This is a genomic window from Sphingomonas bacterium, from assembly GCF_903643035.1.
GTDB lineage: Bacteria > Pseudomonadota > Alphaproteobacteria > Sphingomonadales > Sphingomonadaceae > Sphingomonas.
This window is the reverse complement of the sequence record NZ_CAHJWW010000278.1, coordinates 1-3,607: the sequence shown is the minus strand read 5'-3', so window position 1 is coordinate 3,607 and position 3,607 is coordinate 1. Positions and strand designations below refer to the sequence as shown.

The window sequence follows — 3,607 nt, the reverse complement described above, 5'->3', positions numbered from 1 at the left end:
GGACCGGCTGACGGCGGGCCGCGGACCCGTGACGCTGCTCGCGCCGACCGACGCCGCGTTCGCGCGACTGCCGGCGGGGACGGTCGAGGCGCTGCTCCTGCCCGGCAACCGGCCCTCGCTGCTCCACCTGCTGCGCTTCTGGACCGTGCCGGGAGCCCTCTACACCAAGACGCCCGCGACGTCGGACGCCCGGGTCCCGACGCTGGAGGGGGAGTCGCTGCGGGTGGTGGCAGCCGACGGCGCGACGGTCGCGCTGGTGGACGCGTACCGGCGCACCGCCACCGTCGTCGCCGAGACGCAGGCCGCCGATGGTCGCCTCGTCACCGTCGACGGCATCGTCGCGCCGCGATCGATCGAGCCGGGCGCGAGACCCGGAGCCGGCCGATGACCCCGCCCGCCATCCCGGACGTGTCCGGGGTGGCGGGACGTGCTCACTCCCACCGCGCCGCGGCGGCCTCGTCGCCACCGCGCGCCTCGACCCACCGCGCATCCCCTCCCCGGACTTCCCGCTTCCAGAACGGCGCGTCGGTCTTCAGCCGATCGATCAGGTACGCGCACGCCTCCAGCGCCGCCGCCCGGTGCGCCGCCGCCGTCGCGACCAGCACGATGCGGGTTCCCGGCGCCATGGGTCCGACCCGGTGAATGACGCTCGCCGCGGTCAGCGACCATCGCGCGGCGGCCGTCGTCGCCAGGCGGAGAAGCGCGGCCTCGGTCGCGCCGGGATAATGTTCCAGCTCCAGCGACGTCACGCCGCCGCCCGTCGCATCGGCGTCCGCGCGGACGTGGCCGCAGAAGGTGGCGATGCCGCCCGCGCCCTCGCCTTCCATCCGGGCGATCTCGGCGGTCAGGTCGATGGCCTCGCGCTGTACCGACACGCGGATCGTCTGCCCGTCAGCCACCGGTCACCGGCGGGAAGATCGCCACCTCCCGCGCGCCCTCGATGCCGGCGTCCAGCCCGACGAAAGCCTGGTCGACCGCCGCCCGCAACCGGCCGCGATCGGCGAAGGCGCGGGCATGGCCGTCGCTGGTGGTCGCCAGCCAGTCGACCAGCGCGCCCACCGTCGCGGTGTCGGGCGGGACATCGACCAGCTCCTCGCCGGACCCGATCGCCTCCCGCACCCAGGAGAAATAGACCATGCGGATCAAGGCGTCAGTCCATGTGCTTCAAGCCAACGCGCAGATAGTCCCACCCGGTCACCAGCGTCAGCGCGGCGGCGCTCCAGAGGCACGCGAGGCCCACGTCCTTCACCCACGCCTGTTCCGGCACCGCGCCTGCGAGGATCAGCGCGCCGAACGCGACCAGCTGCAGCGTCGTCTTCCACTTCGCGAGCTTCGAGACGGGCAGCGACACCTGGATGCCGGCCAGGAACTCGCGCAGGCCCGACACCGCGATCTCGCGCAGCAGTATCACGAGCGCGGCGATCAGATGGACGCCGCCGATGAGCGCGGGATCGTCATGCCGCGTTCCCACCAGCATCAGGATGACGGCGGCCACCATGATCTTGTCCGCGATCGGATCGAGGAACACGCCCAGCCGCGACACCGCTCCCTGCGCGCGCGCCAGATAGCCGTCGAAATAATCGGTTATCCCCATCAGGCAGTATAGCGCGAATGCCAGCGCGAAACCCGCCGGCCAGTGCGGCCGCCACAAGAGCGCCACCAGCATCGGCACCGCGACGATCCGGGACAGCGTCAGCAGGTTCGGCAGCGCCAGCATCGCGCCGCTCTACGCCGCCTGCCGTGCCGCGCAAGCGCGAACCGCGGCCGCCAATCGGGCGTTGGCGTCCGCCCGGCGCCGGGCTATGCGGGACCACGTCGTCACGAACCGGGTCCGCCGCCTGACATGATCAATGCCTTGGGACTGCTGAAGCGACGCCGTTTCCTTCCGCTGTTTTCGACCCAGTTCCTCGGCGCCTTCAACGACAACCTGTTCAAGCAGGCGATGATCCTGTTCGCGACCTATCGCATCTTCCACGATCCGCGCGCGGAGGCGAGTTTCAGCGCGCTCGCGTTCGGCATCTCGACGCTGCCCTTCATCCTGCTGTCCGCGCTGGCGGGGCAACTCGCCGATACGGTGGACAAGGCGCGGATCATCCGGGTCGTGAAGACGGCGGAGATCGCGATCATGCTGCTCGGCGCCGGCGGACTGATGCTCGCGGAACGGGGCCAGTCGAGGACCGGCATCGTGCTGATGCTGGTCGCGATATTCCTGCTGGGGGTTCATTCCACCTTCTTCGGCCCGATCAAATACGCGATCCTGCCCCAGCATCTGCACGAGGACGACGTGCTGGGCGGCACCGGGCTGGTGGAGGCGGGGACGTATCTGTCGATCCTGCTGGGCACGGTGCTGGCCGGCTATATCCCGATCGAGGCGACCGCGATCCTGGTGCTGGCGGTCGCGGTGCTCGGCTGGCTGACCGGACGGCGGGTGCCGCCGGCGCCCAGGCTCGGACCCAGGCTGCGCGTCAACTTCAATCCGTTCACATCGTCCTGGCGGCTCATCAACGCGACGCTGCACATTCCCCGGCTGTTCCTGGCGATCTGCTCGATCAGCTTCTTCTGGACGATCGGCGCGGTCCTCATCATCATCTTCCCGCCGCTGGTGAAGAACGTGCTGACGACGACGCAGGAGGTCGCCAGCCTGTTCACCGCCACGCTGTCGATCGGGATCGCGATCGGATCGGTGGTCATCAACACGATGCTTAGGGGCCGCATCTCCGCGCGCTATGCGCCCGCCTCGATCGTGGCGATGGGCGCGTGCGTGATCGTCTTCTCGTTCGTGGTGCGGCTGTGGGTGCCCGCGCCGGCGGGACACCTGTACGACTGGACCGAGTTCGTGGCGCAGCCGCGCGCGATCCCGGTGCTGGCGGCGCTGACGGCGATCGCGGTGTTCGGCGGGATGTTCGTGGTGCCGCTCTACGCCTTCCTCACGACGACGGTGGGCAAGGACCAGACCGCGCGCACGGTCGCGGCGAACAACGTCGTCAACTCGGCCGCGATGGTGGTGGGCGCGGGCGCGGTGCTGGGGATCAGCAACCTGGGCGTCTCGCCGGAAAACATGCTGTTCCTGGTCGCGGCCATGTGCCTGGTCGCGGCGTGGCTCGCGCACAGGCTGAACCGCGCCTGCGCCCGGGCGGATCAGAAGATCAGCGTGTAGAAACAGGTAAAGAACGCCGCGAAACTCAGCAGGAACAGCTTCCAGTCGCGATCCTCGTCACGCGCCGGCAGCGCGGTGGTTGGCAGCGCGGTGACAGGCGGCGGCAGCGAGCGGCGGAACGGGTGGCGGGCGGCTTCGTCGGTGAGCACTAGGCGTCTGGTCATGGGGTTCGTTAACGCGGTGTTTACGCTTTCGACCAGAGCCAAAGAGGGTTAAGTCCGCGCTGTCCGGTTATGGCACGCCGCCGCTGGTCGTCCGGGACGCCCCGTACCAAGTGGCAATGGCCCGGCAACTATGGCTTGGTGGCGATGGCCCGGCAATTATGGCGGGAAGCGGCGATGGACGAGACCGAGGCGGAAGCGAACCAGGCGCAGGCGATGATCCGCCGCGTATCGCCGCAAGGCCGGGCGGAAGCCCGCCGGCGGCGCGAGGTGCGGCAGCGGCGGGCGC

General features: G+C 70.0%; 6 protein-coding genes. 2 read left to right on the top strand and 4 right to left on the bottom strand.

Annotation, left to right across the window (positions count from 1 at the left end):
• Positions 1-388, top strand: a 388-nt coding sequence (locus HUV01_RS13765; protein ID WP_217431014.1) for a fasciclin domain-containing protein, incomplete at its 5' end; no start/stop codon positions are given.
• A 43-nt stretch (positions 389-431) separates the two neighbouring features.
• On the opposite strand, the gene HUV01_RS13760 is transcribed toward HUV01_RS13765, so the two are convergent.
• The 3 genes from HUV01_RS13760 to pgsA are packed head-to-tail and all read right to left on the bottom strand — an operon-like array spanning position 432 to position 1,717.
• Positions 432-899, bottom strand: a complete 468-nt coding sequence (locus HUV01_RS13760; protein ID WP_302480065.1) for a molybdenum cofactor biosynthesis protein MoaE — start codon at positions 897-899, stop codon at positions 432-434.
• Positions 892-1,137: a MoaD/ThiS family protein gene (locus HUV01_RS13755; RefSeq protein ID WP_174298785.1), complete on the bottom strand. Its 246-nt coding sequence runs from the start codon at positions 1,135-1,137 to the stop codon at positions 892-894. Before HUV01_RS13755 ends, HUV01_RS13760 begins: the two co-directional genes overlap by 8 nt.
• 13 nt (positions 1,138-1,150) lie before the next feature.
• A complete protein-coding gene (gene pgsA, locus HUV01_RS13750; protein WP_174298783.1) occupies positions 1,151-1,717 on the bottom strand; it encodes a CDP-diacylglycerol--glycerol-3-phosphate 3-phosphatidyltransferase in 567 nt (188 codons plus the stop codon).
• 126 nt (positions 1,718-1,843) lie between these two features.
• Here pgsA and HUV01_RS13745 point away from each other — a divergent pair, with 126 nt between their 5' ends.
• Entirely contained in the window at positions 1,844-3,157 is a 1,314-nt protein-coding gene (locus HUV01_RS13745; RefSeq protein WP_174298782.1) for an MFS transporter, read from the top strand.
• On the opposite strand, the gene HUV01_RS13740 is transcribed toward HUV01_RS13745, so the two are convergent.
• Positions 3,139-3,321: a hypothetical protein gene (locus HUV01_RS13740; protein WP_174298781.1), complete on the bottom strand. Its 183-nt coding sequence runs from the start codon at positions 3,319-3,321 to the stop codon at positions 3,139-3,141. The genes HUV01_RS13745 and HUV01_RS13740 overlap by 19 nt on opposite strands.
• Positions 3,322-3,607 lie beyond the last annotated feature (286 nt).